Source organism: Oscillibacter valericigenes, from assembly GCF_021531435.1.
In the GTDB taxonomy this organism is placed as follows: domain Bacteria; phylum Bacillota; class Clostridia; order Oscillospirales; family Oscillospiraceae; genus Oscillibacter; species Oscillibacter valericigenes_B.
In genome coordinates, this window is record NZ_JAFBIS010000007.1 from 98,911 (window position 1) to 124,607 (window position 25,697).

Consider the following 25,697-nt stretch of genomic DNA (forward strand, 5'->3'; position numbering starts at 1 on the left):
TTCTTCCGGGCGGGGATATTTCTTGCAAAAAGCCTTGCACTGGCCCGCAATTTTTGATATAGTCGTCCCGACAAGTCGATCAGTCTGTCTGACTTAAAAGAGACTACAAGGTTTTCGCTGTTTCTGATACGAACGGCACGCCGGTAGTCTCTTTTTTTGATTTCCAAAATTTAGTAAAGGAGTTTTTGCAATGCGTTACCAGCCCCACGAATTCTACCTGAAACGGTGCATTGAGCTTTCCCGGATGGCCCGTGCCGGCGGGAACACCCCCTTCGGCGCGCTGCTGACGGACGAAGACGGCAGCATCCTGCTGGAGCAGGGGAACATCGAGATCACGGAAAACATCTGCACAGGCCACGCCGAGACCGCGCTGGCCGCCAGGGCCTCCCACATCTACTCAAAGGAATTCCTCTGGAAATGCACGCTGTACACCACAGCGGAGCCCTGCGCCATGTGTTCCGGCGCCATCTACTGGGCCAATATCGGCCGGGTGGTGTACGCCATGACGGAAAAGCGCCTTCTGGAGCTGACCGGCAGCGACGAGCAGAATCCCACCTTTGACCTGCCCTGCCGGGACGTATTCGCAAGGGGGCAGAAGGACATCCGGGTGATCGGGCCGTTCCCCGCCCTGGAGCAGGAGGCCGCCGAAGTCCACAAAGGGTTCTGGAACCATTGAAACATACCGGCCTTTTGGAGCGTCCAAAAGGCCGGTATTCTCTCATTTCTTCAATTGAACCGCACGACTTTGTTCGCCAGCTTGTAAACAAGGCCGGAAACATTCTGTCCGAACCTGCCCGGCAGACAGATAAACCGCAGCGGAGAGCGGTTCCGGAAATACCCGCCCCATTTGGGGTCGAATGCCATGCAGGTTTCCCACATCCGCTCCAGGGCCGCGTCCGTCTCCACGGTCCTGTTCAGCCGGGTGAATAAGATGGCGATGCCGAACATCACAAACAGCTCATGCCGCATGTACCGCTTCAGGCGCGGCTCCTGAATATCATCCAGATGGCAGGAGGTAAAGCACCGCTCCGTCACCAAAATCTGGTGGTGGTAGCGCTTCATCATCACCGTCCGCTGCACGGACTGGTCCGGCCGGCCGATGGCATAGCGGTACAGGTCGGCGTTCATGTAGACCATCCTCCGGGTGTGGGGCAGCGTCAGGTAGACCATCAGATTGTCCTCATAAAATGTGTGCTTTGGGAGCTCGCAGCCCCATTTGCGCATGTTTTCCGTCCGGAAGGTGCAGCTGTGGATGGTCAGCATCTGGTGGATGCGGAAGGGCCTCGTATCCGCCCATGTAAAAACGCGGCCCTCCGGCAGAACGCTGGAATAATTGATGGAGCGGTCCCCGATCCCGTCGGAATGAACGTAGTAGTAATTGGTGACCGCCAGATCCACGCCTCCCCGGGCCTCGCACTGCTCCAGCAGGTCCAGAAACGCCGGGAAATCATCGCTCAGCCAGTCGTCGCTGTCCACCACTTTGAAATAGGTGCCCGCAGCGTGCCGCAGGCCCTGGTTGATGCCCTCGCCGTGGCCGCCGTTTTCCTGGTGGATGACCCGGACGATGGTGGGATACTTTTCGGCATACTCATCCGCGATGCGCCCGGTATCGTCTTTGGACCCGTCGTCGATGATGAGGATCTCCACCCGCTCTCCGCCGGGGAGCAGGCTCTCGATACAGTGCCGCATGTAGTCCTGGGAGTTGTAGCAGGGCACCGTCACCGTCAGCAGTTTCACGCTTGTTCCCCCTCTTTGCCCAGTTCTTTTTCCGCCAGCTGCAAAGCGGACAGCAGCACCGCGTCCATATCGTAGTAGCGGTACTCTCCCAGCCGTCCGCCGAAAACGGTCTTCCGCTCCCGGTCCGCCAGCGCCTTGTATTGTTCATACAGGGCGCTGTTTTTTTCGTCGTTGACCGGATAATAAGGCTCCATGCCGGGGCGCCACTCCGCGCTGTACTCCCGGGAGATCACCGTTTTCGGCTGGGTGCCGAATTCAAAGAACTTGTGCTCAATGATCCGGGTAAAGGGCGTCTCCCGGTCGGTGTAGTTCACCACGGCATTGCCCTGGAAGTTGGGCGTATCCAGCACTTCTGTTTCAAACCGCACGGAGCGGTAGCTCAGGGGGCCGTAGCAGTCATCAAAATAGGCGTCCACGGAGCCGGTATAGACCACCCTGTCCGCCAGGGCGTCCAGCTCGGCTTTGTGCTGGAGGTAGTCCACGTTCAGCCGGACCTCCACGCCGTCCAGCATCCTTTCCACCATGCGGGTGTAGCCGCCCACCGGGATGCCCTGGTAGCGGGCGTTGAAATAGTTGTTGTCAAAGGTGAAGCGCACCGGCAGCCGCTTGATGATGAAGGACGGAAGCTCACTGCAGGGCCGCCCCCACTGTTTTTCCGTGTAACCCTTGATCAATCGCTCATAGATGTCCGTGCCCACCAGGGAGATGGCCTGCTCCTCCAGGTTTTTCGGCTCCGTGATGCCCGCCGCCTCCCGCTGTTCCCTGATCTTCGCTTCGGCCTCCCGGGGCGTGACCACGCCCCACAGCTTGTTGAAGGTGTACATGTTGAAGGGCAGGGAGTACAGTTCGCCGCGGTAATTCGCCACCGGGGCGTTGGTATAGCGGTTGAACTCCGCGAACCGGTTCACGTATTCCCAGACGGAGCGGTCATTGGTGTGGAAAATATGGGCGCCGTAACGGTGCACCTGGATGCCCTCGATCTCCTCCGTATACACATTGCCGCCGATATGACTCCGCCGGTCAATGACCAGGACGGACTTGCCCGCCGCCCTGACCTGCTGGGCAAAGGCCGCGCCGAACAGCCCGGCGCCCACGACGAGATATTGGTAATGCGCTGTTCCGCCGTTGCTCGTAGGAACTCCCTCTTTCTGTCGGATGAATGCGATTGTTTCTTAGAGATAAATTATAAAATCACCGGCAATTTCTGTCAAGATTCGCCCGATTTCCCTCTGCGGAGCGCAAAAACAGCGGTTTGACTTTTGCCAAACCGCTGTTTTTCGATGTCAAATTTCCCGCAGGGCGGGATAGAGCTTCCGATAGCGGGCGTACTGGGCATCGTACAGCGCCCGGTATTCGCTGCGGGGGCGGTAAACGGTTCCGTCCTCCGCCGAAATAAGGCTGTCCGCATCCTGCCGGGTCAGGGCGGCCAGGGTCCGCGCGGCCCGGAATTCCGTATCCCCCAGCACGGTGATGTCATGGCCCAGCACATCCGCCAGGATCTGGCACCAGACGGCCTCCCGGCCGCCGCCGCCGATGAGGGAGATGGACGCGGGCGGTTCGGAGAACTGCTCCAGACCCTGCCGCAGGGAAAAGGCCACGCCCTCCAGCGAGGCCCGGGCCAGGTCGGAGGTGGAGGTCTCCGCCGTCATACCGAAGAAGCAGCCCCGGGCGTCCGGGTCCAGCACAGGAAACCGCTCGCCCACAAGGTAAGGCAGAAACAGCACGCCGTGGCTGCCGGGGGCGCTTTGCTCCAAAAGGGCGCTGACCGCCCCATAGTCCGGCGCACCGTCCTTCCGTCCCAGCACCCCGGCGATCCACTTGTGGACATTGCCTGCGTTGAGGAAGGGCACCACGTTGATGTAGCAGCCCTCCGACGCGGCGGCCAGGTTAAAGACCCCCGCCTCCGTCAGCAGAATGTCATCCGATACCGTCGCCACCCAGCCGGAGGTGCCCAGGTTGATGTTGTACTGCCCCGGCCGGCGGATGCCGCTGGCGAGGGTGGTGGCCCCGGCGTCGCCGATGCCGGCGAACACCGCTGTCCCGGCCCGGTAGCCGCAGGCAGCGGCCGCCTCCGGGAGAACAGTCCCCACCTGCCGGTGGGGCTGGTACAGCGTGGGGAACAGCTTTGCGTCCACCCCGGCGGCGGACAGGAGCCTTTCATCCCAGCACTTGCGGCGGATGTCCATGGCTCCCGCCGTGGCGCAGGCGGTCACATCCCCGGCGCAGACGCCGGTGAGCCGGGCAACAAGAAAGTCCTTGGAGCTGATGAGGATGTGGACCGTCCGGGCGTACAGCTCCGGGCGGTGCTCCTTCAGCCACATCAGCTTGGGCAGGGACAGGGAGCCGTCGCAGCGGTTCCCGGTGGTGTGCAGGAAGTATTCGCCGCCCACGGCTTCTTCCAGCGCGGCGGCCTGGGCCTCTGCCCGGCCATCGGAGTAGAGGATGGCGGGGCAGACCGGGTCCAAATTCTCATCCAAAGGGATCAGATCCTGCATCTGCCCGCTCATGATAATGCCCTGAATGTCCTCCGCGGGGACATCTCCGGTGAACTGCCGGGAAATTTCGCAGAAAGCCGCCCACCAGTCCTGGGGTGCCTGGTCCTGAAACCCGTCATGGCAGAGAGTGGACAATTCCACGGAGCGGGAGAGAACGGCCTCCCCCGCTTCATTGACCAGTGTGCCCTTGACAGCGGTGGTGCCCGCGTCAAATGCGGCGATGTATGTCATATGGTTTCCCTCCTCACGCCGCGTCGCCGTGACCGGCTTTCTGGGCGATGACCGCCAGGATGATGATGCCGCCGGTGATGATGTTCTGCATGTAGCTGGGCATCTGGAGAATGGTGAGGCCGTTGGCCAGAATGCCCAGGATGGCGGCGCCCACCAGGGTGCCAACCGCGTTGGGGATACCCTTCCGGGAGACCGTGCAGCCGATGAACACGGCGGCGTAGGACTGGAGGAAATAGCCGTCGCCGGCGGTGGTGTTGGCAGAGCCCACCCGGGAGGCGATGAGCATTCCGGTGACGCAGGCCATCACCGCGCAGAGGGCGAAGGCGATGGTCTTGTACTTTTTCACCCGGATGCCGGCAATTTTAGCGGTTTCCTCATTGCCGCCGATGGCGTAAAACTTCCGGCCCAGGGTGGTGTGCTCCAGCAGAAAGAAGAACAGGGCCACGAACACCACCATCAGGATAGACAGCAGGGGAATACGGCCCAGCTTGGCGGTGCCCAGGAAGGAAAAGGACTTGGGGATGCCCTCGAAAATCGTGGCGCCGCCGGAGAGCCGGTAGATGACGCCGGAGAGGACGGTGCTCATACCCAGGGTGGTGATGAAGGACAGCACCCGGAACCGGGCCACCACCCAGCCGTTCAGCAGGCCGATGAAGAAGCTGATGATAACGGGAAGCAGAAAGCACACCGCCATGGGCAGGCCCTTTACAGCCAGCACAGCGGCGATGATGCCGCCGAGGGACGCCATGCTGCCCACGGACAGGTCAAACTCATTGACGCTCATCACCAGCGTGGTGCCCAGGGAGATCATCACCAGCAGGGAGATCTGGCGGGTGATGTTGATGAAGTTCGTCAGGGTGCAGAACTTGTCCGGGCGGATGAGGCTGAACGATGCCACAATGACCGCCAGCGCCAGAACGGTGCCGTAGGACTGCAAGATTCTTTTCAGGCTTGAGCGGCTCATGGCTGCGCCTCCTTCTCCTGGGTCTCATAACAGCAGGCCAGTACCTGCCGTGGGGTCAGATTCTCATTTTTCCAGCATGCTCCGGTGCGTTCCCTGGACATGACCAGGATGTTGTCCGCCACCTCCAGCAGCTCCTTGAGGTCGGAGGAAACGTACAGCACCCCGGCGCCCTCGTCGGCTTTCTGCCGGAGAAGGTGGTGGATGTCGCTGCGGGTGGCCACATCCACCGCCTGGGTGGGCTCGTCGCACAGGAAGATCTTCGGTGCGGTCATCAGCGCCCGGGCGAACACCGCCTTCTGCTGGTTGCCGCCGGAGAGCTCCAGCATCCGCTGGTTCGGGCTTGCCAGTTTGATGTGCAGGGCGTCAATTTGCTCCGCCACCGCGTCATTTCCGGCCTTCGTCCGCAGAACGCCGTGGCGGGAAAAGGTATCGATGCTGGAGAGCAGGATATTGTCCCGGACGCTGAGGCCGCCGATCATGGCCTTGCCCCGGCGGTCCTCGGAAATGAGGACCATGCCGCTGCGGATGGCCTCCTCCGGCGTCAGGCCGGGGCGTGCCTCGCCGTCCAGCAGCACGGTGCCGCTGGAAGTGGCCCGGCAGCCGAAGATGCATTCCAGCAGCTCCGTCCGCCCGCTGCCGCCCAGACCGAACAAGCCTAAAATCTCGCCGCTGCGAAGGGACAGGCTGCCCTGCTTCACCCGGCCGTCCCGGGAGGCAAGGTCTTTGACTTCCAGCAGCACCGGGCCGAAGCTGTCCCGGCGGGAGATGGGCTCCACCGCCGTCTGGTCGGTCATTTTCGCCACCAGCTCCTCCCGGGTAACACTTTCAGTGGGAACGGTCTCCACCAGCTGGCCGTTGCGGAACACGGTCACCCGGTCGGTCAAAAGGAAAATCTCATCCAGCCGGTGGGTCACATACAGGATGGAGGTGCCCTTTTCCCGCAGGCTTTGCAGCAATCGGAACAGCCGCTCCGCCTCCTGGTCCGTCAGGCTGGCGGTGGGTTCGTCCAGAATCAGCAGACGGCAGTCGGACATCTGGGCCCGGACGATCTCCAGCTCCGTCCGCTGGGGCGGGGACAGCTCCGCCGCCGTCTTTTTCAAATCCAGGCCGATGCCGAGGCTCTCCATGGTCTGCCGCACCCGGCGCTCCATGGCGGCCCAGTCCACCCGGCCAAGCCGGGTGGGGTACTCTAAGCCTAAGTAGCAGTTTTCAATGCCGTTGAACGTGGGGATGAGCGTCCGGTCCTGGTGGATGACCCGGATGCCCAGCGCCCGGCTGTCCGCCGGGGAGGAGATGGTCACCGGTTCCCCGTTCCACAAAAGGCGGCCCTCCCGGAGCTGGTAGACGCCGGTCAGCAGCTTGATGAGGGTGGATTTGCCCGCGCCGTTTTCTCCCACCAGGCCGTGGATCTCTCCGGCGTCCAGCTGGAAATTGATGTCGCGCAGGGCATAGATGCCGTTGAACGCCTTGCTGACGTGTTCCGTTTGCAGCAGCATGGCGGGCCTCCTTTCGTGGGTAGTCTCTTGGTCAGTTACTTGATAAAATCAGCCGCGTTGTCGGCGGTGATGAGGGTGGCCTCGGCGTATTTCTCGCCGGTCTCAATAGTCTCGCCGGCGAACAGCTTGCCCATGTCCTCCACCACGATGTCCACCATGCCCTGGAAGTTCTGGGCCACGGTAGCCTTCAGGTTGGTGCCCTCCTGGATGAGGGAGACGGCCTGCTCGTTGCCGTCCACGCCGACCACCAGAATTTCATCCCGGCCGGCCTCCTGGCAGGCCTGGGTAGCGCCGATGGCAGGCTCATCCCACGCGCAGAGGATGGCGGTGATGGAGCCCTTGTCGGGGTTCGCCAGCAGCAGGTTCTGGACGATGTCCTGGGCGTCGTTGATGGGCTGCTCGGCGGGGACGTGCTGCTCGGTGATGAGGGTCAGCTTGTCGTTGGCGGCGATCAGCTCGTCAAAAGCCTCGCAGCGCTTCACCACGCCGGGATGGGGCCGGTGGGTCAGGGTGATGACGGTGCCCTCGCCGCCCATCAGGTCGTCAAAGAGGTAACCGGCGATCAGCTGGCCCATCTGGTGGTTGTCGCTGGTGGCGTTGACCTGCATGCCGTCGATATAGCCGCTGTCCACGCCGAAGACGGGGATGCCCGCGTCCATGGCCTCCCGGAGCTGGTTCTCCAGCTGGGTTGGGTCGGCGCTGACCAGCACGATGGCGTCGGTGCCGGAGGCGGTGACGTCCTCGATGCGGCTGGCCAGCTCCGCGAAGTCGTTGGCGGTGTCGATGACGTTGACCTCGGCGCCCTGGGCGGTCAGGTCGGTCTCCAGGTAGCCCACCATCTGGTTCGTGGTGACGGAGGCCATGTAGGGGGTCATAACGGAGACGGTCTTCCCGGCGAAGGGGCTTTCTTCCGCCGCGGCGGGCTGTTCCGCCGGAGCAGAAGACTGGGATGAAGTGCCGCCGCAGGCGGTCAGGGACAGCAGCAGCGTCAGGGCTGCCAGCACAGAGACAAACTTTTTCATTTCAGGTTCCTCCTTAAAATTGCTTGTTAGGTTGCTTGATACCAGACGCCCGCTTACGCTTCCCGTACCGCGTCTTTCATACGCTTCACATAGTCCGCCACGTAGGGGACGGCCTCCCGCCCGTACTGGGCGATGAGCTTGACGATGGCGCTGCCCACGATGGCCCCGTCGGAGAGGCCCGCCATCTTTTTCGCCTGCTCCGGGGTGGAGATGCCGAAGCCCACGGCGCAGGGCAGGTCGGAGCTGGCCCGGATAAGCTTCACCATGGCGCCGATGTCCGTGGTGATCTCGCTGCGGACGCCGGTGACGCCCAGGGAGGACACCACGTAGATAAAGCCGCTGGCCTCCTTTGCCACCATTGCGATGCGGTCCTCGGAGGTGGGGGCCACCATGGAGATTAGGTCCACGCCGTACCGCTTGCAAATGGGGTCGAACTCGTCCTTCTCCTCGTAGGGGATGTCCGGTAAAATCAAACCGTCGATGCCGATCTCCGCGCAGGTGGAGATAAACTTTTCAGAGCCGTAGGAGAACACCACGTTGGCGTAGGTCATGAACACCATGGGGACGGTGACGTCCCTCCGCAGGTCCCGCACCAGGTCGAAGATTTTATCGGTGGTGGCTCCGGCGGACAGGGCCCGGACGTTGGCCGCCTGGATGACGGGGCCTTCGGCGGTGGGGTCGGAAAAGGGAATGCCCAGCTCAATGAGGTCGGCCCCCGCCTCCGCCATAGCCCGGACGACCTTGGCGGTGGTCTCCAGGTCCGGGTCGCCGCAGGTGATGAATGGGATAAACGCCTTGCCGTTCGCAAAGGCTTTTTTGATGTTGCTCATTCGGAAATATCCTCCCCTCTGTACCGGGCGATGGCGGCGCAGTCCTTGTCGCCCCGGCCGGAGATATTGACAACGATGATCTGGTCTTTGCCCATCGCAGGAGCCAGCTTTTTGGCGTAGGCCACCGCGTGGGCGGACTCGATGGCGGGGATGATGCCCTCCATGCGGCTCAGATACTCGAAGGCCTCCACCGCCTCCTCGTCGGTGACGGGGACGTACTCAGCCCGGCCGATGTCGTGGAGATAGGCGTGCTCCGGGCCGATGCCGGGGTAATCGAGGCCCGCGGAGATGGAGTACACCGGGGCGATCTGTCCGAACTGGTCCTGGCAGAAGTAGGACTTCATGCCGTGGAAGATGCCCAGCCGCCCCGTGGCGATGGTGGCCGCCGTCTCAGCGGTGTCCACGCCCCGGCCCGCCGCCTCGCAGCCGATGAGCCGGACGGAGGGGTCGTTAATAAAGTTGTAGAAAGCGCCGATGGCATTGGAGCCGCCGCCCACGCAGGCGATGACGGCGTCGGGGAGCCTGCCCTCCTTCTCCATGAGCTGTTCCTTGATCTCCCTGGAAATGACGGACTGGAAATCCCGGACGATGGTGGGGAAGGGATGGGGGCCCATAACGGAGCCCAGGCAGTAGTGGGTGTCGGCGATGCGGTTGGTCCACTCCCGGAAAGCGGCGGAGCAGGCATCTTTCAGGGTTCCCGTGCCGGTGGTGACGGGAATGACCTCCGCGCCCAGCAGCCGCATCCGGTAGACGTTCAGGGCCTGGCGCTTCGTATCCTCCTCGCCCATGAACACCACGCACTCCATGCCCATCAGGGCGGCGGCGGTGGCGGTTGCCACACCGTGCTGGCCCGCGCCGGTCTCGGCGATGAGGCGGGTCTTGCCCATCTTCTTTGCCAGCAGCGCCTGGCCCAGCACGTTGTTGATCTTGTGGGCGCCGGTGTGGTTCAGGTCCTCCCGCTTTAAGTAGACCTTGGCGCCGCCCAGATCCTCCGTGACCTTCCCCGCGAAATACAGCCGGCTGGGACGGCCCGCGTAGTCATTCAAAAGGGCCGTCAGCTCCGCCTGAAATTCCGGGTCGTTTTTGTAGTGCTCATAAGCCGCTTCCAGCTCCTGCACGGCATTCATCAGCGTCTCAGGGATATACTGTCCGCCGTGGATGCCAAATCTTCCTTTCGGATTCGTCATGGTGATTGCCTCCTTGCTTTACGCAACAAAAAAACGTCCTCGATGAGAAAACTCTCATCAAGGACGGTAAATAACCGCGGTGCCACCTTGGTTCGCGGCAGAAACTGCCGCACGCTCAGCAGAGTACCAACATACTCCCGGCCTGATAACGCCTGCCTTCGGCGTCGCGGGATACTTGCGGCCATGCCGCTTTCGCCGCGCCCTCGGTGACCCATTGTGACCATCTGCATCTCGGCCCGGCTCCCAGCACCCCGGACTCTCTGTGCGCGCACGGTGGTCTTTACTTTCACCTCAGCGGTTTGTGCTTGATTGGATTGTCCCTATCATAGCCGCACGATGAGAAAAAGTCAAGTAAAAAATAAGCCGTTTTTCTCGCTCGAAGTCTGTGAAAAGCGTACAACGCCCCGGGCAGGCAAACAGCCGGGCCCCGCGAAAACACGGAGCCCGGCCGTTTGATCAGTAAAAATCAGCCCATGTAGCCCTTCAGCTGGTCCAGGCGCTCCTGTGCGTTGCTCTCATCCATGATCATAGAGCCGGAGTCGATGAAGGCTTCCAGCTTCTCGCCCTCCAGAGCACGGACGCAGGCGTCCACGGCCTTGTAAGCCATGTCGAAGCCCTGCTGGCAGACGTCCAGCGTCAGCTGACCGTTCAGAATGGCCTCGCAGCCGGCCTGACAGCCGTCGAAGCCCAGGAACACGGTGTTCTTATAAGCCTCGTTGCCGGCGGCGGCACGGGCGGCGGCCACCGCCATGTCCTCGTTGTTGGCGCAGATGATGGCGACGCCTTCGGGATGGTTCTGCATGATGGCCTCCATGCAGGTCACGGCCTGGTCAGCCAGAGCGTTGGCGTACTGGACCTCATCGTCCAGGAACACGCCGCCGGCCTCGGTGACGCCGGTGCGGTAGCCGTCCATCCGGGCGGTGTTGGTGGAGTCGCCCTGCACGCCGGCGATCTCAATGCAGTTGATCTCGGTCCAGCCCCGCTCCTTGGCCAGAGCCACGGCAGCCTCGCCGCCCATCTTGGCGGCGGCCTCGTTGCCGGTGCCGACAAAGGCCAGCACTTCGGGAGCGTCGATCTTGGTATCCAGCGCGATGACGGGCTTGGTCTGGCCCTTGATCATGGTAGCCACCATGTCGGACTGCAGGGGCGCGATGACATAGCCGTCGATGTCCGCGTTGTTCATGTCGGTCTCGATCATGTTCTGCTGCTCATCGTAGGAAGTCTCAGAGGGAGGACCCTTGATCTCCACGGTGACGTTGGGATGGTCCTTTTCGTACGCCTGTGCGCCGGCGATGATGTACTGCCAGTACTCGGAGGAGCTGGTCTTCAGGATGACGGAGATGTGATAGCCGTCATCCGTCTCAGTGGCTGCCGGGGTCTCGGCTTCGGGGGCTTTTTCTGCGGTCTTGCCGCCGCAGGCGGTCAGGGACAGGGCCATGACCAGAGTCAGGGCCAATGCGAGAAATCTTTTCATGGTTGCTTGCTCCTTTTCTTCTTCCTATTTTTTCGGAATATCCAATTCCGGGGCCCAAACAGCAAATGGGGCTTGCCTATCTCACTCGATCTCGCTGATCTTGACGGGGCGGCCCTCCTTCAGGGACTTGGTGGCGGCCGCGGCGATGAGGATGGGGGCGAGTCCGTCTTCCCCAGTGACCTGTGTCTCCGTGCCGTTGATCACCGCCTCGGCAAACGCCTTCTGCTCCGCGGCGAAGGCCATGGTGTAGCGGTCCCACATGATCTTGTAGCAGGTGCCGGAGACGGTGCCGTCGGCGCCGTAGAAGGTGGCGTTGTTGGGGGTGTCGTTGACGTCCATCACCGCGCCCTCAGAGCCGAAGACCTCCACCCGCTGGTCGTAGCCGTAGACGGCCTTGCGGCTGTTGTCGATGACGCCCATGGCGCCGTTGGCGAATTTCAGGGACACCACGGCGGTGTCCACATCGCCGGCCTCGCCGATGGCGGGGTCCACCAGCACGCCGCCGTAGGCGAACACCTCGGTGACCTCGGAACCGGCCAGGAAGCGGGCCATGTCGAAGTCGTGGACCATCATGTCGTAGAAGATGCCGCCGGAGACCTTCACATAGTCGATGGTGGGGGGCTCGGGGTCACGGGAGCTGATCTTCACCAGGTTGACCTTGCCGACCTTGCCCGCCCGGACGGCCTCATAGACGGCCCGGTGGTTGTGGTCAAACCGGCGGTTGAAGCCCACCTGGAGCTTTACCCCGGCCTTTTTCGCCTCAGCGATGACCTCCTTCACCCGTTCGATGCGGTAGTCCACCGGCTTCTCCACGAACACGTCCTTTCCCGCCTGTGCCACTTTGATAGCGTACTCGGCGTGGAGATCCGTGGGGGAGCAGACGACGACGGCCTTGATTTCCGGGTCATTCAGGATGAGGTCCACGTCATTGACGATGTTGGGGATACGCAGGCGCTTGAGGAACTCCACCGTCTCCTCGCTCATGTAGGGGTCGGCGATGGTCTTGATCTCCATTTCCGGGACAAACTTGGTGATGTTCTCCGCGTGGACCTTTCCGATGCGGCCGGCGCCGATGATGCCGATTTGAATGGTTTTCATACGATTCATCCTCCGAATACATTAATATTTCATAATGGCTTTCACTGCTTCCGCAGTGGTGGTTTTGGGGATCAGCTCAAAACCCACCAGGCCGGTGTAGCCGCATGCCTCCAGGCAGGCAAACACATTGGCGTAGTTGATCTCGCCGGTGCCGGGCTCGTGGCGGCCGGGAGCGTCGGCGACATGGATGTGGCCGAACTGGTCGCCGTAGGCCCGGATGTTGTCGCAGATGCTGCCCTCGTTGAGCTGCATGTGGTAAACGTCATACAGGACCTTCAGCCTGGGGGAGCCGATGAGCCGGGTCATCTCCGCCGCCATCCGGGTGGTCCGAAGGAAGTTGCCCACGTGGTCGGTGGTGATGTTCAGCGGCTCCAGGTTCATCTGGATGCCGCTCTCCTCCGCGATCCTGGCGCACTCCAGCAGGGTATCGTACATGGCACAGAGCTTCACCGTGTCGGAGAGCTCGTCGTAGTGGTTGATGACCACGCCGCCCTCGCCCAGGCCGTTAGAGTGGATGGTCACGCTGCGGGCCCCCACCTTTTTTGCCGCCGCCACGGACTGCTTCAAAAAGTCCAGGTAGGCCGTCTTCTGCTCGGGGTCGATGAGGGAGAGCTCCGCGTCGCCGTTGAACCCGGAGATGCCGACGCCCGCCTTTTCCGCGGCAGCCTTTACCGCGTCCAGGTCCTTGTCCGTCCAGCCCCAGAACTCCACAAAATCAAAACCGTCATTCTTGGCCGCCTGGAACCGGTCCAGGAAGGGAAGCTCACTGTACATGGGCTCGATGCATGCGGATTTGAGAAACTTCATGTTCGTCACCGTCTTTCCTTTTCTGTGCTTTGCACATCTATGTGCTAAGCACAATATAGGCAAAGCACGCTCCGTTGTCAATAGAAAATTGGCCGATTTTTTTAAAATATTTGAAAATAGTCGCTTTTAACAAAAGATTTCCCCGATTTTTTGCGGATTGACAACCATGCAGAAATGCGTTACTATCAAGATGTGCTTTATGTGCTTTTTTAAAAATGCACATATTCAAGGAGGTCCTGTATGGGAAAGAAGGTCACGATCCAGATGGTAGCGGACCTGGCCGGGGTGTCCCGGGGTACCGTTGACCGTGTTTTGAATAACCGCTCCTATGTGCGCGCGGACGTCCGGGAGCGAGTTTTGGACGCCATCCGGGACACCGGGTATGTGTCTCCCCGGGAGTCCCACCAGCAGCAGATGGACGCCGCCATTCAGCCCATCAAGCTGGGGGTCCTCATGCCCAACTGGGACAACCAGTTTCTCACCGAGGTGACCCAGGGCATCCGGCAGGCCCAGCTGGAGCTGGCGGACTCCCATGTGCAGGTCATCAGCCGGAAGTGCAAAACAGACCTGGCCCAGGAAGCCATCGGCCTGCTGGAGGAGCTGCGGGCCGAGGGCGTCTCCGGCCTTGCGGTGTGTACGCTGAACGACCCTTCTATTGAACAGCGCGTCTCGGAACTCGCGGAGGCGGGCATTCCCTGCATCACCTTCAACTCCGACCTGCCCGGCAGCCGGCGGCTGTGCTTTGTGGGGCAGGACATCCGAAAGGCCGGCCGGGTCGCCGCAGGGCTGATGAGCAAGTGCGTGGAAAAAGAGGACATGGTCCTGGCCGCCGTCGGCAACCTGAAATTCGACGGCCACCGGCAGCGGCTGGACGGCTTCCGGGACAGGATGCGGGAGCTGGGCTTTCCCGAGGACCACATCGTCATCCGGGAGACCTTCAACGACTACGAGACCACCCTCCACATCGTGCAGAGCGCCCTCCGGCAGTATCCCAATCTGCGGGGCGTCTACATGGCGAACCTGAACGTCTCGGCCTGCGCCGCGGCGGTGAAGAGCGCTGGGAAAAAGGGGACGGTCCATGTGGTCTGCCACGACATCAACGAGAGCATCCGCCAGCTCCTGCGGGAGGGCAGCGTGGACTTTACCATTCCCCAGAATTTTACCCAGCAGGGCTACGCGCCGCTGATGCTGCTGCGGGACCTGGTGCGGAAAAAGAATCCCGTGGACCTGAACCGCTTCAACACGCAGATCGACATTCTCTGCGCGGAAAATCTGCCGGAATCCGGCACGTAAAACCGCAAATAAGGACCCCTGCCGACTGCCGGCAGGGGTCCTTTTTCTGTATCAAACGGGGTTCAGTCTTCCGCGCAGTACCGGCGGAGGGCGCAGTTGTACAGCGCCGCCATCCGGGGCTCCAGGACCGGCTCGGAGCGTTCTTCTTCGTCCTGGATGTACCATTTGGAGCCGTCCGTCCGGAGGACGGTTTTCAACTGTTTCAGGGAATATGTGTTTAATTGGATGCTGCCCCGGCCCCACACCCGCAGGACATACGGGACATCCACATTGGACGGAGAGTCGATGATCGCCAGCTTCAGCTCTTCGATATAGGCGCCGTCAAAGGGCTGGTCCACCTTGCTGTCCTCAAAGCCGCTGTCGTAGAAAGCCTCCAGCGCCAGCTCCAGGTCCGTGTTGTTCCAGACCGGGGCGATCAGATACGTCTCCTGCAGCTGAACGCGCTTTTTCCCGGAGGGCTGGATACCGGATATGGGCAGCAGATCGTCCATGTAAAACGGCGCGGTTTTGGTCTTGGGCAGGAAAATGCGGGAGGCGCTGTCAGAGGTCAGGCTGGTGATCAGGGCGTGGATCGCCCAGTCCAGGAACATGTTGAAGTTCCGTCCCGACTCCCCGCACCGCCGCATCCCGTCATTTAAAATTTTGGACAGGGCGTCATAATCCGTCAGCGCCATGGGCGGCAGCGGGTTTTCGTAAACATCCTTCAATCGCAGCATACGCGGTACCTCCATCGGTCTTCAAAAATCCGGTCCCGGAAAATCCTGTTCATTTTACCACAGGAAACGGCAATGTACAACCAACGCCGGCCATTTTTTGCGGAAACCGGTCCTGGCCGCCTTGTCAAGCTGGCAAATCCAACGAAGTTTTTGTCAATTTCTCTCCACAGGCGCATCTTGTAGGCTTTTGCTTTCTGTGCTACCATATATTGTCGTTGGGAGGGATACGCATGGGTTACACAGAGGAAGAATCCTGGCTGATCGACGGGGTGATCCAGTCCTACTTCGCGCCGCAGTCCGTCAGTGAGCAGATCCGAAAGCGTTACTGGGAAACGCACCAGCATCTTCAGCAGGGCCAGATCGAACATTCCGATCTGCTCAACATCAGAGCCGCGCTGTCGTTTTTGACCCCCGCCTTTCAGGGGAGCCGCCAAACGCAGAAGGAGCTCCAGTCGGTCATTGCAAAAACCAATGCCCTTCTGCACGCAGCCGTGTAGATCGTTTTGCAAAATACACCGGCAGCGCAGTGGATGCCGCCAAGCTTCTCTGAAGAACAACTTCCCTGAGAAGGCCGACGCCCTCTATCAGAAGGAGATCGCCGACGTCAAGGCCCGGTACGCCAAGTACCGCAAGCCGGCGGACGACGCTCAGTAAAACAAATTAAAAAACAGCCGCCGTGCCGGGTATACCCGGCACGGCGGCTGTTTTATGCATGGTGCTCTCAGGCCTCCTGATAGAGCTCCAGAATGGCGCCGTCCTTCCAGACGAAGGCGAGGCGGTCGCCCTTTTCGTTGGCCTCCATGGGGCCGCAGATGACACTGTCAGCGTCGGCGATGTACTTCTCCAGGTCATCCACCTTGTAGGCCACATGGGGATTGCGGTGGATCTCCTCCGGGAAGGGCGTGCCCTCCTCGAATTTCAGGTACTCGATCTTGTAGTCGTAGTCGTCCACATTGCTGTACCAGAATTTCGCACCCTCGTTGTGGAGCATTCCGGGCTTGCGGTTGGTGACGGGGATGCCGATGTGCATATACTCAGCGGACATAGAAGTTTCCTCCTTTTTTACGATACCCGGTAAGCGCTCTCAGCCGCCTCCGCTCCCTCGGTGAGCGCGGCGTTTCCGCCGTGATCCTGAGCATGACCCTTCCGGGAGACGGCGCCGCCTCGGTGCTGAAGGCCCTGCGGCAGGAGCCGGCCCTCTGGCAGATCCCCGTCCTGGCCACCATTCCCAGCGGCGACAAGATGGAGGAACTGCCGCTGGCGCTGGAGACCGACGACTTTTTGTGCAAGTGCCACCCGCTGTTCGACCTGCACAGGCGGGTCCAGCGGCTGGTGGACATTGCGTCCTTCCGCCGGCGGGAGAGCATCCTGCAGGATGAGGCCAACCGGGATCCCCTGACGGGCCTCCTGAACCGGCGGGGGCTTCAGGCCGCCATGGCCTCTCTCAGCGAGGGTGACCTGCCCCTGGCGGTGTGCCTGTTCGATCTGGATGATCTGAAAAAAGTAAACGATACCCACGGCCATGACGCGGGAGACCGGATGCTCCGGGCCTTTGCCGACCTGCTCCGCCGCCAGACCCGGGCGGAGGATATTCACTGCCGCTACGGTGGAGATGAATTTGTGGTGATCCTCAAGCAGATCAGTTCCCTGGAGACCATCCTGCGGAAGGGCGGAAACATCTGCCAGGCATTTCACGGTTTTCAGCTGCCGGACGGATCCTGCGCCACATGCTCCGGCGGCATCGCCCTGTGCGGCTCCCACGAAAAGCTGTCTGAGGAGCTCATCAGCCGGGCGGACGCGGCATTGTACCAGGCCAAGCAGGGACACAAGGGGACCTGCTGCCTGTGGAAAGCAGGCGAAAAAACCGAGCGCTGACCTGAAGGCCGCAGCAGCCTGAACCACCACCGGAAATCTTTTTCAGGGATGGAGATGATGGGATTTGAGCGCAGCCAAAAACCGCCTGGGAAACAGCATCAAAATACCGCTGCTGATCGTGACGGCAGTCATGATCATCGCAGCGGTGTACGGATACGCGCGTTCCACCAGGGAACACCTGAAAGAGCAGGCATACTATGCCGTTGGGCAGAATGTGGGGGCGATCGCAAACGAGATCGAATCCTCCATCGGCTATGCCACCAGCAGCATCCGGCTCACCTCGCAATCCGCCACCCAGAGCATGGACAGTGAGGTCATCGAGGATGTCAACGCCATCCTTGACCCGCTGCTGGAGAGCACGCCGTTCAATTTCATCGAATACATTCTGGCGGACGGCTGGAATACCATGAACGACGGCGGCACTCCCTTTGACGCGAGCGACCGGGAATACTACAAGCAGGGCATCCAGGGAAAGACCGGGATCTGGATCAATTTTACCCCGAAAAAATCCAAGGAAGTTCTGCTGAACTTTTATACGCCGCTCTACTATGAGGGAAACATCGTGGGCGTTTTCACCGGGACGCTGGGCGGCGACACCAATATGAAGCCGCTGCTGACATCCACCTTCTTCGGCGAGGAAGTGCGCGGTTTTCTCTGTGACAGCAGCGGATATATCATCGCGTCCACCGTGGACGGCCTGGCCACCAACACAGCGATCCGGACATACCTGACGGAGACCATGGGCGTGTCGGATGAAACCTACGGGGTCTTTGCCGGGCACGTGTCTCAGGACGATGAGACAGCCTTTGCATTCCGCGAAAACGCAGGAAACGCAGTGGCCTGCATTTCCTGCGTGGAGGACCTGGGCTGGTATGTGGTGCAGATCGTCCCGGCAAAGTCCCTGGCCAATATCATGAACACGACCACCATCCAGTCGGTCCTGGTGATCGGGTTCATCATCCTGCTGTTCGTATGCTATTTCCTCTACGCCGACAGGGAGCGGAGGGAGAAAGCCAAGCAGGAGATCGCGGAGCACCGGGGCGTCATTGAGGTCCTCGGCAGAGAATACAGCTCCGTCTACCTCATCAATACGGAGACGAAGTATGTGGAGCCCTTCCGTCTGGCCGGCGAGATCAACCAATACTACGGCGACGCCCTGAAAAAAGGACTTTTATGGGACGACGGCGTCGCGGATTACGCGAAACGCTTTGTGAAAGAGGACTACAAGGCGGAATTCCTGCGGAAATGCTCCCTGGATAACCTGCTGGCGGAGCTGCGGGAAGACGGGCAGATCTTTACGTATGAGTACATCAACGACCGTGACGGGGAGCAGCACGTCTACCGCATCATCGCGTCTCTGCTTCCCGACAGCAAAGTGAAGCACATCGTCCTGGGCTTCGCGGACATCAACGAGGAGCGGGAAAACGAGCTGGCCATGCAGCGGGCGCTGCAGGACGCCTGCCGCAGGGCCGAGGCCGCCAACGGGGCGAAGTCCGCCTTCCTGTTCAACATGTCCCACGACATCCGCACCCCTATGAACGCCATCATCGGCTTTACGAACATGCTGGAAAAGTGCCGGGAAGACGAAAACGCCTTCCGGCACTGTGTGGACAATATCAAGGTCTCCAGCAATTACCTGCTGAACCTCATCAACAATGTGCTGGACCTGGCCCGCATCGAGAGTGGAAAAGCCACGCTGGACGACGCCGACCTGTGGGACGCCCAGCGGTTCAACGACAATCTGGTCACCGTGTTCTCATCGGAGCTGGAGAAAAAGAACCTGACGCTCCACCGGACGTTCGACATCACCCATGAGCACGTCTTTGTGGATACTACAAAGCTGGAACAGATCTTTATGAACATCCTCAGCAACGCGGTGAAGTATACACCGGCCGGAGGAGACATCTATATGACCGTGACAGAGGTGCCGTCCGACAAGGAGGGGTACTGCTGTTACCGGACGGTCATTGAGGACACGGGCATCGGGATCTCTCAGGAATTCCTGCCCCACATCTTCGATGAATTCGCAAGGGAGAAAAACTCCACGGAAAGCGGGATCGCCGGCACCGGGCTGGGTATGGGGATCACCAAGAAGATGATCGACCTGATGGAGGGGACCATCTCCATCGAAAGCGAACTGGGCAAGGGCACGAAGGTGACCGTCTGCCTGCCCCACCGGATCGCCGCGGAGCCGGAGGTTCTTCCGGACGCGGAGCCGCAGAAAGCGGCATCATATGACGCCTCCGTGTTTGCCGGAAAGCGCATCCTGCTGGCGGAGGACAACGCGCTGAACGTCGAGATCGCGGTCACCATCCTGGAGGAGGCGGGCTTCACCGTGGAGCACGCCGGGGACGGCGCCGCCTGCGTGGATATGCTGGAGCGCCGGGAAGCCGGGTACTATGACCTGATCCTGATGGACATTCAGATGCCCAACATGGACGGCTATCAGGCCACGGAGGTCATCCGGAACATGGCCGTGCCGGAAAAGGCTTCCATTCCCATCATCGCCATGACCGCCAACGCCTTTGAGGAAGACCGGAAAGCCGCTTTCGCGGCAGGCATGAACGGGCACATCGCCAAACCTATTGATCTGGACAAGCTGTTCGCCGCATTGTCGAAGACTCTCAGCCGCCCTGACGCGGAATGACCGTCAGCCGCCCAGCTCCTGGATCAGCGCTCTCAGCTGCATACGGGTCTTTTCCCGGTAGATACCGCCGTACCCCATGGCGTCGGCCTTGCGGAGCAGATGTTCCCGGAACGCGGTGACCATGGCCGGGCGGCGGATATCCAATATAATAATCGGCTCTGAGGTGCGAACGACCAGGGCCATGCCGCCCTCGTTGGCAAACAGGTTATAATCCGGAAGCTCCTTCTCATGCAGCGGCAGGAAGGAGTAGTTCTCATACCGCTCCATGAGCCGCAGGATGTTCCGCAGATGGAGGCAATAGGTCTCCGGCGTATAGCACAGCTGTCCGGCGTAAGTCCTGGCAGGGGCGGCCACAGGGACGTTCCCGGACCGGACCTCCTCCGCTGTGGCCAACCGGCACATATCAATGTAGGGATCCTGGCTGAGCCGCTCTTCAAAACGCGGGATATCATCCAGATACACCTGGAAGGTCTTGGCCCAGCCTGGATTTTCCGCTTCCCGCACACAGCGCTCCAGAAGCTCCCGGGGCATGCTGTTGATGGACAGGGAGTTGACCTCCTGAATGGTATCGCCCTGCCGGGAGAAAAACTCCAGAAAACGGGGGATGGATTCGTTGGGGGTGCGAAGGACATTCAGAGACGGTCTGCAAAGGGCCAGATGCTCCTGGAACTGCTTTTCAAAGGCCTTCACAAGCTTCGGGTCGGTGGAGAACATGGTGATGTCGCTGGTACTGCCCACGCCGACGGAGGCGGCGTACTGCACGCAGCGCCCCGGCACCACGATCACGGAGTGGCGGTACAGGTTGCCCCGCAGCCTGGGGTAGTAGTAGACCTTCGTCTGTCCCATGACGTAGATAGGCAGCCAGAATTGCAGGGATTCCGTATAGCGGTTGATGTAGTTCAGCGGCGGCATGATCTGATAGAAGGTGAATCCCCGCTTCGACAGTTCCATGAAGCCGGCCTGAATTTTTCTCATGAGAAGATAATCGGACAGCAGCCATTCCAGATTGTCATCCACCACGGTGAGAATGGAGCCGGGGGCTTCCATATGCTGCAGCTCCTGCATCACGCGGGTCATGACCTCCCGGCGCCCCTCCTCACCGTAGAAGAACAGGGTCTGTCCCTCCGGCGCGGGCGCTGGCGCGGGGAACGGCGCCTGCGCGCTTTCTTCCAGGGAGGGGAATGTCCGGATACCGGACAGTACAGCGTCGGCAATGCTGCCGCTTTCCCCCTGCAGCCAGCTCTCCAGCCTGTCCGCCAACACCTCGGTGGGCATGCTGGTGCTGATGGACACCTGCCCCAGCATTTCCGACAGCGCCTGCCGCTGAAAAGCCGCGGGGCAGCGCCTTGCAAAAAAGAGGGCCATTTTCTTCGCCTGGGCGGGATTTTTGGAGAGTTTTCTCTTGCCGGTGCGCATCAGGCTGATCATAGACGGATCGACTGACAGCTCGGCGGCAAGTTCTTTGTTGCTGGTTTCCGTGATATGCATTAAAAACGTCAGCTTTTCAGCAAAAGGCATCATAAAATTCACTCCTCTCCTGCATTATATGCGCAAATTTTGGCTTATGCAAGAGAGCAGCCGCAGGGCCGCGCCGCCGCTTTTTCGGTGCGGCCCGAAGAAACGCCGAAAAAACGGGAGGTAAACTATGACGATTGAGGAATGTTATCAGGAATTGGGCGGCAGCTACGCCGAAGTGTGCACCCGGCTCCCCAGTCCCAGGCTGGTTGAAAAATTTGCCGCTAAGTTTCTGGAGGACCAGAGCTTTGAGACCCTCTGCAAAGAGATGGAGGCCGGCTGCCGGCAGGAGGCCTTTCGGTCCGCCCACACCCTGAAGGGCGTGTGCGCCAACCTGAGCTTTACCCGTCTGCTGGAGTCTTCCGCCCGGCTGACGGAGGAACTGCGCCCGGAATCCGCCGCCATCCCGGATGCCGCGTTCCCCCTGCTGGAAGAAGTGCGGCGTGATTACCAGGTGACCACCGCCGCCATCCGCAGGTATCTGGAGCAATCGTGACGGAGATTTTTTATATCGTAAATCGAAAATGACCTCAAGGGGGACGGCTTTGCCGCCCCCCTTGTTTTAAGATTTGTTCAAATAATCGGCGTCTGCTTGCGTTTTTTCCGCGGTACGGTATAATATAATCAACTTTTTACAAAAAAATGGATTTTCAGTCTTTCGCCCGCGCCGTATAAACGATCATGGGGCGGGGCGAAAGCTGTGCCGGCCTCCGTAAGACGCGGACGAAAAACAGGAGAGGAGCTGCTCAGTTATGGGAAAGCCCGGGCAGAATGGCGGCCAGACCTACACGGAAAAAACGAAGCAACAAAACATCGTGGTGGAGGAGCACCGCCAGCCCCAGAATGAAATGATGGCCCCGCAGCACGAAATGGCCGAGCAGCGGCAGGCAGAAGGGATTTCCCCATACGCCCGCTTCTTTCACAGTATCAAGCCGCTGCCGCCGCTGCCTTTGGCGGGAGGCCCCGTCCCGAAAGAGGAGAAGGTAGGCTATAAGGAGCGCAAGCGGCAGAAGAAGCAGTACGAGGATCTGGGGAAGGAGAACCGCCTGCTGCGGCAGGATGAGGTAAAAGCCCTGCCGCAGTTCCAGACCAGGGAGAGGCGGGAGAAGTGGGCCAACGAGACGCTGCCTCACTCCAAGCTCACCCGGGAACAGACCCTGAAGCAGGTCCTGAACGATAAGGACTACTCCAACTTTGAGAATCTGGACCTCGTCTCCCGCAATTTAATTGCCACCAACGCGCTGGCCAAATTCGTCAAAGACTACAACATCGGCGAAAACAGTGATCCAGAGGCTATTTGCGCCCAGATCCAGCGCACCGGCGAGGGCGTCAGCGCCCTTTTGGACCCGACACTGCGGCTGGGCCTGTCCCTGGCACAGCATTCACTTGACTACCGTCCGAAGGTACGGAACTTTTTCCGCAAGCTGGATGAGGCGATGTCCACAGCGGTGATGGTATCCACCCTGACCCATGTGGCCGACCAGAACGCGGTCAAGACCTATTTTCAGGGCAAGGGGTCGCCCGACGCCGACGGGGACGCCCGGAACGCCATCGAAGCCAACAAAGCCCAGCAGATCCAAATCGCCAAGCGGCTGCTGCTGATGCAGATCTCCAACTTCAAGGAAGTCAGAACGGTCAAGAAGCACCGTTTCAAAGCGGACGAGACCCGCAAGGAGAATTGGGATAAATCCATGGCCGTAGCGCTGAGCCACTGCTCCCGCGTTGTGCTGACCCTTCCAAAGGAGGATGTTTTCAGCAGTGCCAACGCACATCAAAAAATGTGGAAGTCCATCCTGACCATAGACGGGGCAAACACCGCCCAGGACAACAGCCGCGCCAGCTCCACCCACTCCATTAAGCGCAGAAAGGTCAAGAACAACGGTTCCATGGGCAGCAAGGAGAAGAAAGTCTGGTTCAACCTGATCGGTCAGCGGGGCATGAACTGCGCCATCGGCGGTCTGGGCAATGCCGGCGTCAGCGGCAAGACCCTCTGCAACGACGGCTCCTGCGGTCATTTCTACTCCATGTACAAGGAAGCCGACGCCGATCACTACGGCGCTATGCTCATGGGCCTGGAGTCGGACGCCAACGCCGTGACCAACCAGATGGGCCACACCCACGACTGGCACGCCACCGCGGAAAAGGCGTCCAGCCTGGGCGGTCAGCGCACCGACGAGGTGGGCGATAAGTACGGCGGGCGCCAATGCGACCTCAGCGAGATCCCCGCTAACACCATCACCCTGTGGATGACCTCTCTGGAGCACGCCATGCTCTACTGGCAGTCCCAGCCGGGCGGCATGTCCTCCCCGGAGGCTGTCAAAGCTATGGAGATGATCTCCGGCAAGAAGTTGGATGCGGATAGCCAGCGCGAGCTGCTCACTCTGCTGAACAATGCGGAAGCACGTCTTCTCTTCCCTCATTTTTATAATTAAATCCCCATGACAGAACGGGAGGATCTTTATGACGAACGAACAACTGCCTGAAGTGGAGCTTTATTCCATAGGCCCAAACGAAGCAGATCACGCCGCTCCGCTGCTGACGGCGGAGGCGGTGGAAGCCATCAAAAGCGGCGAAGCCTTCGGCATGGCCCTGGTGGAAGAGGGCGAGGTCCGGGCCGCCGCCTGCGCCCGGCTTCTGCCGGAAAACGAGGAGGTCCTGGAGCTGATCAGCCTCTATGTGGCCCCGGCGTTCCGCCGCCGCGCATTGGGCGGCACGCTGCTGATGGAGCTGCTGGAAGAGACGATGAACGCCACGGACGGCGGCCTGCACTGGGTCGTTTCCTCGTTTATGCCCGGGACGGAGGGCGTGGAGCCTCTGCTTGCCAATGCGGGCTTCCGGATGGAGCAGGACAAACAGGCCGTTTCCTGGCGGCTGCCTGTGGCTGACCTCGCGGACAGCCCGCTGCTGAACCGGCCCGCGCCGGTGCCCGCCGGATGCACCCTGCGCACGCTGGAAGAGCTGCCCGACTATTGCCTCCGCCAGCTGGTGCAGGAGCTGAAAAAGAACGGTGTGGATGACCTCACCGCCCCGGAGATGCGGCAGGCACTCCAGACATCCAGTTACATCCTTCTTGATGCGAAGGGCCAGCCGAAGGCCTGCGCCATTTTTTCCGGCGCGGGCGAAGGCGGTGTTTACCTGTCCCAGTTCTTCACGGCGGGCGGCAATGCCGCTGCCGCCATAGCGGTACTGCAGGCGGGCGGAAAGGCCCTTTTGTCGCAGCTTCCGGGCGAAACGGTGCTGGAGATCCCCACCCTGGCGGATTCTTCCGCGCGGCTGGTGCGCAAGCTGATCCCGTCCAGTCAGGCCGTGTGCCTGACCCGCGCCGTTCTGGACCTGGCAGGCATCTGAGCCGAAAGCCGCCGCAGCACCGGCAGGACAGGCGGAAGCCTTGCCGATTTCCAACACGGGGCAGAATGCCTTCATACGGCTCTGCCGAAAATGCCATCAGCCTATTAAAAAAGGCTATGAAAAAGTTCCATATCGGAACTTCTTCATAGCCTTTTTATCTATTCACCCGCGTGTGAAAGTGCTCATCTCTTGTTGGATCTGCGCCAGATCTTTTGATCTTCCGCCGCGGCGATCAGGTCTTCCCGGAAGTCCGGGTGGGCGATGGAGACCAGCAGCTCCGCCCGTTCCCAGGTGGACCGGCCCGCAAGATTCACCGCGCCGTATTCCGTCACGATGTAGTAGGCCTGGCTGCGGGGGTCCGTCACGATGTCCCCGCCGAAGTGGGGCAGAACGCGGGAGCGGCGCACGCCGGTTTTGTCCACGAAGGAGGAGGTCATGCAGATGAACGCCTTGCCTCCCTTTGACATGGCGGCTCCGGTGAGGTAATCCAGCTGGCCGCCGGTGCCGCTGATGTGCCGCAGGCCCGCGCTCTCGGCGCAGACCTGGCCGTACAGGTCCACGGCAATACAGTTGTTGATGGAGATCATGTTGTCCAGCTTGCCGATGGTCTCCGGCGCGTTAACGTATTCCAGCGGCTCCACCACGACCCCCGGGTTCTGGTCCACCCAGTCGTAGAGGGCCTGAGAGCCGAACACGATGCCCGTCACGCCCTTGCCCCGCTGGTGAGACTTGCGGCGGTTGGTCAGCTTTCCGGCCTTATACAGCTCATAGTAGGCGTCGCCGCACAGCTCCGTGTGCATCCCCAAGTCCTTTAAATCGGACTCCGCCAACCGGGCGCCTACCACGTTGGGCATGCCGCCGATGCCAAGCTGCAAAGTGGCGCCGTCCACGATGTGGGGCACGATGAGGTCCGCGATCTTCACATCCTCCTCCGTGGGCGGGGCGATGGGGAACTGGGGCAG

Annotated in this window: 23 protein-coding genes; 8 read left to right on the forward strand and 15 right to left on the reverse strand. The window is 60.7% G+C overall.

All coding sequences use genetic code 11. From position 1 onward, the window contains the following. Positions 1-190 precede the first annotated feature (190 nt). The gene (locus tag JQM68_RS05715; RefSeq protein ID WP_235222031.1) at positions 191-676 is read left to right on the forward strand and encodes a nucleoside deaminase; all 486 of its coding nucleotides are present in this window, start codon (positions 191-193) and stop codon (positions 674-676) included. Positions 677-726: 50 nt separating this feature from the next. Here JQM68_RS05715 and JQM68_RS05720 read toward each other — a convergent pair whose 3' ends face one another. The 11 genes from JQM68_RS05720 to JQM68_RS05770 all read right to left on the reverse strand — a co-directional run bounded on the left by JQM68_RS05720 (position 727) and on the right by JQM68_RS05770 (position 13,341). Further along, entirely contained in the window at positions 727-1,737 is a 1,011-nt protein-coding gene (locus JQM68_RS05720) for a glycosyltransferase family 2 protein (RefSeq protein ID WP_235222032.1), read from the reverse strand. Beyond that, on the reverse strand, positions 1,734-2,894 hold the full coding sequence (gene glf, locus JQM68_RS05725; RefSeq protein ID WP_235222056.1) for a UDP-galactopyranose mutase: 1,161 nt from the start codon (positions 2,892-2,894) through the stop codon (positions 1,734-1,736). Before glf ends, JQM68_RS05720 begins: the two co-directional genes overlap by 4 nt. Positions 2,895-3,020: 126 nt before the next feature. Beyond that, a complete protein-coding gene (locus tag JQM68_RS05730; RefSeq protein ID WP_235222033.1) occupies positions 3,021-4,463 on the reverse strand; it encodes a xylulokinase in 1,443 nt (480 codons plus the stop codon). 13 nt (positions 4,464-4,476) lie between these two features. Beyond that, positions 4,477-5,427: an ABC transporter permease gene (locus tag JQM68_RS05735; protein WP_235222034.1), complete on the reverse strand. Its 951-nt coding sequence runs from the start codon at positions 5,425-5,427 to the stop codon at positions 4,477-4,479. Beyond that, entirely contained in the window at positions 5,424-6,923 is a 1,500-nt protein-coding gene (locus JQM68_RS05740) for a sugar ABC transporter ATP-binding protein (protein WP_235222035.1), read from the reverse strand. Before JQM68_RS05740 ends, JQM68_RS05735 begins: the two co-directional genes overlap by 4 nt. 35 nt (positions 6,924-6,958) lie before the next feature. Further along, positions 6,959-7,945, reverse strand: coding sequence for a sugar ABC transporter substrate-binding protein (locus JQM68_RS05745; protein WP_235222036.1), 987 nt, complete (start codon positions 7,943-7,945; stop codon positions 6,959-6,961). Between the two features lie 53 nt (positions 7,946-7,998). After that, positions 7,999-8,775 (reverse strand): tryptophan synthase subunit alpha, encoded by a 777-nt coding sequence (gene trpA / locus JQM68_RS05750; RefSeq protein ID WP_235222037.1) that lies wholly within the window; start codon positions 8,773-8,775, stop codon positions 7,999-8,001. Further along, entirely contained in the window at positions 8,772-9,962 is a 1,191-nt protein-coding gene (trpB, locus tag JQM68_RS05755) for a tryptophan synthase subunit beta (RefSeq protein ID WP_235222038.1), read from the reverse strand. The genes trpA and trpB overlap by 4 nt, the downstream gene beginning before the upstream one ends. A gap of 466 nt (positions 9,963-10,428) precedes the next feature. Beyond that, positions 10,429-11,436 carry a sugar ABC transporter substrate-binding protein gene (locus JQM68_RS05760; RefSeq protein ID WP_235222039.1) on the reverse strand — a complete coding sequence of 336 codons (1,008 nt, stop codon included), beginning with the start codon at positions 11,434-11,436 and terminating at the stop codon, positions 10,429-10,431. A gap of 81 nt (positions 11,437-11,517) precedes the next feature. Continuing rightward, positions 11,518-12,534, reverse strand: coding sequence for an inositol 2-dehydrogenase (iolG, locus tag JQM68_RS05765; protein WP_235222040.1), 1,017 nt, complete (start codon positions 12,532-12,534; stop codon positions 11,518-11,520). A 21-nt stretch (positions 12,535-12,555) separates the two neighbouring features. After that, positions 12,556-13,341: a hydroxypyruvate isomerase family protein gene (locus tag JQM68_RS05770; protein ID WP_235222041.1), complete on the reverse strand. Its 786-nt coding sequence runs from the start codon at positions 13,339-13,341 to the stop codon at positions 12,556-12,558. A 240-nt stretch (positions 13,342-13,581) separates the two neighbouring features. On the opposite strand from JQM68_RS05770, the gene JQM68_RS05775 reads away from it, so the two are divergent. Next, complete coding sequence (locus JQM68_RS05775) at positions 13,582-14,634, forward strand: LacI family DNA-binding transcriptional regulator (RefSeq protein WP_235222042.1); 1,053 nt, start codon at positions 13,582-13,584, stop codon at positions 14,632-14,634. A 62-nt stretch (positions 14,635-14,696) separates the two neighbouring features. On the opposite strand, the gene JQM68_RS05780 is transcribed toward JQM68_RS05775, so the two are convergent. Further along, the gene (locus JQM68_RS05780; RefSeq protein ID WP_235222043.1) at positions 14,697-15,350 is read right to left on the reverse strand and encodes a hypothetical protein; all 654 of its coding nucleotides are present in this window, start codon (positions 15,348-15,350) and stop codon (positions 14,697-14,699) included. Positions 15,351-15,580: 230 nt separating this feature from the next. Here JQM68_RS05780 and JQM68_RS05785 point away from each other — a divergent pair, with 230 nt between their 5' ends. Beyond that, positions 15,581-15,847: a hypothetical protein gene (locus JQM68_RS05785; RefSeq protein WP_235222044.1), complete on the forward strand. Its 267-nt coding sequence runs from the start codon at positions 15,581-15,583 to the stop codon at positions 15,845-15,847. 224 nt (positions 15,848-16,071) lie between these two features. Here JQM68_RS05785 and JQM68_RS05790 read toward each other — a convergent pair whose 3' ends face one another. Beyond that, positions 16,072-16,395 (reverse strand): VOC family protein, encoded by a 324-nt coding sequence (locus JQM68_RS05790; protein ID WP_235222045.1) that lies wholly within the window; start codon positions 16,393-16,395, stop codon positions 16,072-16,074. 80 nt (positions 16,396-16,475) lie between these two features. Between JQM68_RS05790 and JQM68_RS05795 the strand changes: the two genes are divergently transcribed. Together JQM68_RS05795 and JQM68_RS05800 are read left to right on the forward strand one after the other, a co-directional pair. Further along, entirely contained in the window at positions 16,476-17,225 is a 750-nt protein-coding gene (locus JQM68_RS05795) for a GGDEF domain-containing protein (RefSeq protein WP_235222046.1), read from the forward strand. A 64-nt stretch (positions 17,226-17,289) separates the two neighbouring features. Then, positions 17,290-19,872 carry a hybrid sensor histidine kinase/response regulator gene (locus JQM68_RS05800; protein WP_235222047.1) on the forward strand — a complete coding sequence of 861 codons (2,583 nt, stop codon included), beginning with the start codon at positions 17,290-17,292 and terminating at the stop codon, positions 19,870-19,872. A gap of 3 nt (positions 19,873-19,875) precedes the next feature. Here JQM68_RS05800 and JQM68_RS05805 read toward each other — a convergent pair whose 3' ends face one another. After that, a complete protein-coding gene (locus JQM68_RS05805; RefSeq protein ID WP_235222048.1) occupies positions 19,876-21,393 on the reverse strand; it encodes a hypothetical protein in 1,518 nt (505 codons plus the stop codon). A 124-nt stretch (positions 21,394-21,517) separates the two neighbouring features. On the opposite strand from JQM68_RS05805, the gene JQM68_RS05810 reads away from it, so the two are divergent. The 3 genes from JQM68_RS05810 (at position 21,518) to JQM68_RS05820 (ending at position 24,735) form a co-directional block, all read left to right on the forward strand. Continuing rightward, positions 21,518-21,883 carry an Hpt domain-containing protein gene (locus tag JQM68_RS05810; RefSeq protein ID WP_235222049.1) on the forward strand — a complete coding sequence of 122 codons (366 nt, stop codon included), beginning with the start codon at positions 21,518-21,520 and terminating at the stop codon, positions 21,881-21,883. Between the two features lie 256 nt (positions 21,884-22,139). Next, positions 22,140-23,819 (forward strand): hypothetical protein, encoded by a 1,680-nt coding sequence (locus tag JQM68_RS05815; RefSeq protein WP_235222050.1) that lies wholly within the window; start codon positions 22,140-22,142, stop codon positions 23,817-23,819. Between the two features lie 28 nt (positions 23,820-23,847). Next, on the forward strand, positions 23,848-24,735 hold the full coding sequence (locus tag JQM68_RS05820) for a GNAT family N-acetyltransferase (RefSeq protein WP_235222051.1): 888 nt from the start codon (positions 23,848-23,850) through the stop codon (positions 24,733-24,735). A 182-nt stretch (positions 24,736-24,917) separates the two neighbouring features. Here JQM68_RS05820 and JQM68_RS05825 read toward each other — a convergent pair. Then, positions 24,918-25,697 (reverse strand): acetyl-CoA hydrolase/transferase family protein (locus JQM68_RS05825; RefSeq protein ID WP_328283721.1); only part of this gene is annotated, 780 nt, incomplete at its 5' end.